General features: G+C 67.2%; 6 protein-coding genes. 5 read left to right on the top strand and 1 reads right to left on the bottom strand.

All coding sequences use genetic code 11. The features are described 5' to 3' along the window. From H926_RS34705 to H926_RS0113155, 4 genes are all read left to right on the top strand, one after another. Window positions 1-342 (top strand): SufD family Fe-S cluster assembly protein (locus H926_RS34705; RefSeq protein WP_237741034.1); only part of this gene is annotated, 342 nt, incomplete at its 5' end. Next, the gene (locus H926_RS0113165) at window positions 339-1,559 is read left to right on the top strand and encodes a cysteine desulfurase (protein ID WP_022676726.1); all 1,221 of its coding nucleotides are present in this window, start codon (window positions 339-341) and stop codon (window positions 1,557-1,559) included. The genes H926_RS34705 and H926_RS0113165, both read left to right, overlap by 4 nt. Continuing rightward, complete coding sequence (locus H926_RS0113160; protein WP_022676725.1) at window positions 1,556-2,053, top strand: SUF system Fe-S cluster assembly protein; 498 nt, start codon at window positions 1,556-1,558, stop codon at window positions 2,051-2,053. Before H926_RS0113165 ends, H926_RS0113160 begins: the two co-directional genes overlap by 4 nt. A 3-nt stretch (window positions 2,054-2,056) precedes the next feature. Further along, complete coding sequence (locus H926_RS0113155; protein ID WP_022676724.1) at window positions 2,057-2,419, top strand: iron-sulfur cluster assembly accessory protein; 363 nt, start codon at window positions 2,057-2,059, stop codon at window positions 2,417-2,419. A 16-nt stretch (window positions 2,420-2,435) separates the two neighbouring features. Here H926_RS0113155 and queG read toward each other — a convergent pair whose 3' ends face one another. Next, window positions 2,436-3,485, bottom strand: a complete 1,050-nt coding sequence (queG, locus tag H926_RS0113150; protein WP_022676723.1) for a tRNA epoxyqueuosine(34) reductase QueG — start codon at window positions 3,483-3,485, stop codon at window positions 2,436-2,438. A 61-nt stretch (window positions 3,486-3,546) separates the two neighbouring features. On the opposite strand from queG, the gene H926_RS0113145 reads away from it, so the two are divergent. Next, window positions 3,547-4,506 (top strand): ABC transporter ATP-binding protein, encoded by a 960-nt coding sequence (locus tag H926_RS0113145; protein WP_043609486.1) that lies wholly within the window; start codon window positions 3,547-3,549, stop codon window positions 4,504-4,506. Window positions 4,507-4,545 lie beyond the last annotated feature (39 nt).

The raw sequence follows: 4,545 nt of genomic DNA, 5'->3' as shown, positions 1-4,545 counted from the left end.
GGCCACGCGACCGGGACCTATCTCGGCCGCGTGGTGGTTGATCGTGGAGCGGTGGGCACCGATGGCGAACAGTCGATCCGCGCCATGCTGCTCGATCGCACCGCCACGGCCAATGCCCGGCCCGAACTGGAAATCTATGCCGACGACGTGAAGTGCGCGCATGGCTGCGCCGTGGGCGAACTGGACGCGCAGGGCCTGTTCTACCTGCAATCGCGCGGCCTGCCGCCGGCAGAGGCCAAGAAGCTGATGCTGCAGGCCTTCATCGCCGAAGCCTTTGTCGATGCGCCCGAGGAAGAAGTGCTGACGCAGGCCGCACTCGCCGCGCTGGGAGGGTTGCTATGACCACGCTTGCCGCCACCGCGCTGACGCAGGCGTCTGATTGGCCGGGCCTGACCAATCCTGACGGTACGCGCTGGCACTATCTCGATACCGGCGCCACCGCGCAAAAGCCGCAGGTGGTGATCGATGCCGTCACCCGCGCCATCGGCGTGGACTATGCCACGGTGCATCGCGGGGTCTATACCCGCTCGGCCGAGATGACGCTGGGCTTTGAAGCGGCGCGGCGCAAGGTGGCTGGCCTGCTCGGCGCGCACGAGGGCGAGATCGTGTTCACGCGCGGCGCGACCGAGGCGATCAACCTGGTGGCGCAGACCTGGGGCCTGGCCAATCTCAAGGCCGGGGACCGCGTGCTGCTCTCGATGCTGGAGCATCATTCCAACATCGTGCCCTGGCAATTGCTGGCGCAGCGCACCGGCATTGCCATCGATGTCTGCCCGCTGACCGCCGATGGCCAGATCGATCTGGATGCGGCCGAACGCATGCTGACCGGCGCGCACAAGCTGGTGGCGCTGGGCCATGTGTCCAACGTGCTGGGCAGCGTGCTCGATGTGCCACGCGCGGTGGCGCTGGCCCATGGCGTGGGCGCGAAGATCCTGATCGACGGCTGCCAGGCAGTGCCGCGCCTGAAAGTGGACGTGAAGGCGCTCGACGTCGATTTCTACGTCTTTTCCGGGCACAAGCTCTATGGCCCGACCGGCATCGGCGCGCTCTATGCCAAGGCCGATCTGCTCGATGCCATGCCGCCGTGGCAGGGCGGCGGGGCGATGATCGATCGCGTGTCGTTTGCCGGCACTACCTTTGCCCCCGCGCCGCAGCGGTTCGAGGCGGGCACGCCTGCCATCGTCGAGGCGATTGGCCTGGGTGTGGCGGTCGATTTCGTGCAAGGGCTGGGGCTTGATGCCATCCATGCCCACGAAACCGCCCTGGTGCGCACCGCGCGCGCGGCGCTGCGCGAATTCAACGCCGTGCGCCTGTTTGGCCCGGACGATGCCGCTGGGATCGTCAGTTTCGTGATCGAGGGGGTGCATCCGCACGACCTTGGCACCATATTGGACGAGGAAGGCGTGGCGATCCGCGCCGGCCACCACTGCGCCCAGCCGCTGATGGAGCATCTGGGCGTGCCGGCCACGGCCCGCGCCAGCTTTGGCGTCTATAACGATGAAAGCGATGTCGCAGCGCTCGTGCGCGGCATTGCGCGAACCTTGAGGATCTTCGGATGAGCGCCGATACCCCCCGTTTCACGGTTGAGGAAGTCGATGCGGTGAACCCGCCGCGCCGGGCCCATGTGGACGATATTCCCGAGCCGGCACCAGAAGCTGCCCCGGTTGAAACGGCCGGCGAGCGCAAGCGCGACTATCTGTCGGGCTTCCTGGCGGAAAAGCCGCAAGGGGTGAACCCTGGCGAGCCGGGCGGCGAGATCTATGAAGGCGTGGTGGCCGCGCTGCGCGACATCTTCGACCCGGAAATCCCGGTCAATATCTATGACCTGGGGCTGATCTATGGCGTCGACGTGGCCGAAGACGGACACGTGGCCGTGACCATGACGCTGACCACGCCGCATTGCCCGGTGGCCGAATCGATGCCCGGCGAAGTGGAACTGCGCGTGAGCGCGGTGCCCGGCGTGCGCGACGCCGAAGTGAACCTGGTGTGGGATCCGCCGTGGGACCCGCAGAAGATGAGCGATGATGCCAAGCTCGAACTCGGGATGCTCTAAGCCATGACCGATGTCCCCACCCGCACCCGCCAGCGCCCTGCGGCGGTCAATCTGACCCCGTCGGCCCATGCGCGCATCGCCACGCTGATGGCCAGCGCGCCGGCCGACGCCATTGGTGTCAAGCTGTCCACCCCGCGCCGGGGCTGTTCGGGCCTCGCCTATTCGGTGGACTATGTGAACGCCGCCAACCCGATGGACGAGCGCATCGATACGCCCGGCGGCACCTTGTTCATCGATGGCGCCTCGGTGCTCTACCTGATCGGCAGCACGATGGATTGGGTCGAAGACGATTTCCAGGCCGGCTTCGTCTTTGCCAATCCCAACGCCAAGGGCACCTGCGGCTGCGGCGAAAGCTTCACGATCTGATCTAATCTAATCTAATCTAAGTCAGCCGCGCGAGGGCCCAGCGCGCGGCATCGGCCACGGCCGGATCGGGATCGTCCAATAGCGCGCGCACCGGCGCCATCAGTGCCGGATCGCCGCTGTTGCCCGCGGCATAGAGACAGTTGCGCACCATGCGATCGCGCCCGATCCGCTTGATCGGGGAGCCGGCAAAGACCTGGCGGAACGTGGCATCGTCCAACGCGAGCAGTTCAGCGAGGCGCGGCGCCACCAGTTCGGCGCGGGGCAGGAACGCGCGGTTGTCGGCCGCTGCCTGGGCAAAGCGGTTCCACGGGCACACCGCCAGGCAATCATCACAGCCATAGATGCGGTTGCCCAGCGCGGCGCGATAGCGTTCGTCCACCGGCCCTTTGTGCTCGATCGTGAGATAGGACACACAGGCCCGCGCATCGAGCTGATAGGGCGCGGGAAAGGCGCCGGTGGGGCAGGCATCCTGGCAGGCGGTACAACTGCCGCAGCGATCGGCATGGGGCGCGTCGGGCGTGAGGCGCAGCGTGGTATAGATCGCGCCCAGGAACAGCCATGAGCCGTGGCGGCGGCTGACCAGGTTGGTGTGCTTGCCCTGCCAGCCCAGCCCGGCGGCCTGGCCAAGCGGCTTTTCCATGACGGGCGCGGTATCGACAAAGACCTTGACCTCCGCGCCCGGCTCGGTCGCCACCAGCCAGCGGGCCAAGGCCTTGAGTGCGCGCTTGATCACGTCGTGATAATCCACGCCTTGGGCATAGACGGAAATCCGGCCGCGATCGGGCACATCGGCCAGGGCCAGCGGATCGTGCGCCGGGGCATAGCTCATGCCCAGGGCGATCACGCTTTGCGCCTGTGGCCACAGCGATTGCGGCCCCTGGCGCTGTTCCTTGCGGGTTTCCATCCATTCCATGCTGCCATGGCGCCCATCGGCCAGCCACTGGTGCAGGTGCGCGCTGCGCTGCGGATCGTCTGCGGCCGGGGCAATGCCGCAGGTGGCAAAGCCCAGGCGCAGCGCCTCTTCGCGCAGACGTTGTTCCAGGGGGGCAGGCGGGGTTTTAACCAAGTCTTCCGTCTCTTGCGTTCATGGGGCTATGTGGACCAATCAAAAGGGGCATGGCGTGGCGATGACGATTGGGCAAGACGGCGATTGGGCGATCGAGGCGCGCGGGCTGGTCAAGCGGTTCGATGGTTTCACCGCCGTGGACGGGGTGGACATCCGCGTGCCGCGCGGCGCCATCTACGGCATTCTTGGCCCCAACGGCGCAGGCAAGACCACCACGCTGCGCATGCTGCTGGGCATTATCGATCCCGATGCGGGCATGCGCCGCGTGCTCGGCCATGAACGCCCGACCGACGTGGCGCGGCGAATCGGCTATCTGCCCGAAGAGCGCGGGCTCTATCCGGCGATGAAAGCGACCGAGGCGATCGCGTTTCTAGCCGCGCTGCGCGGGGTGCCGCTCAAGACCGGGCGGGCGCGGGCGCGCGAACTGCTGGAAGAGCATGGCCTGGGCTATGCCGCCGATCGCCAGATCCGCCAGCTGTCCAAGGGCATGGCGCAGCAGGTGCAACTGCTCGGCACGCTGGTTCATCAGCCTGAGCTGGTGGTGTTCGATGAACCGTTTTCAGGGCTCGACGCGCTCAACCAGGGCAAGCTGGAAAAGATGATCCGCGCCCTGGCGCAAGGTGGCACCACGGTGATCTTTTCCACCCATGTCATCGCCCATGCCGAACGCCTGTGCGACCAGGTGGCGATCATCGCGGGGGGCAAGGTGCCGTTTGCCGGGCTGGTGGACGATGCCCGCGACCGGTTGCGCCCGCAGGTGCGGCTGGAAACCCGCGCGCGCGATGGCGCCTGGCGCGCGGCGCTGCCGGCCGATGCGCGGGGCGAGGGCGCCTTCTGGCATTTCACCCTGCCCGAAAGCGGGGTTGAGCCCCTGCTGCGCGCCCTGATCGAAGGGGATGCGGGCATTCTTTCGCTGTCGATCGAGCGGCCCGGCCTGCATGACGCCTTCGTGGCCATCGCCGGGGAGGCCGCCGCGCGTGCGCTGGAAGAAAACGCATCCGGCCAGGAGAAAGCGGCATGATCCCTGAAAAACTGCGCGCCGCCTGGGTGATTGCCCGCC

This window comes from Novosphingobium sp. B-7 (genome assembly GCF_000410615.1).
Classification (GTDB): domain Bacteria; phylum Pseudomonadota; class Alphaproteobacteria; order Sphingomonadales; family Sphingomonadaceae; genus Novosphingobium; species Novosphingobium capsulatum.
The sequence above is the reverse complement of the archived record's forward strand: the minus strand, read 5'-3'. Positions and strand labels throughout refer to the sequence as shown.

Bases quoted from the DNA above. Each gene is read 5' to 3' on its own strand.
- H926_RS0113165 (WP_022676726.1), top strand. From the start codon at position 339: ATGACCACGCTTGCCGCCACCGCGCTGACGCAGGCGTCTGATTGGCCG.
- H926_RS0113160 (WP_022676725.1), top strand. From the start codon at position 1,556: ATGAGCGCCGATACCCCCCGTTTCACGGTTGAGGAAGTCGATGCGGTG.
- H926_RS0113155 (WP_022676724.1), top strand. From the start codon at position 2,057: ATGACCGATGTCCCCACCCGCACCCGCCAGCGCCCTGCGGCGGTCAAT.
- H926_RS0113145 (WP_043609486.1), top strand. From the start codon at position 3,547: ATGACGATTGGGCAAGACGGCGATTGGGCGATCGAGGCGCGCGGGCTG.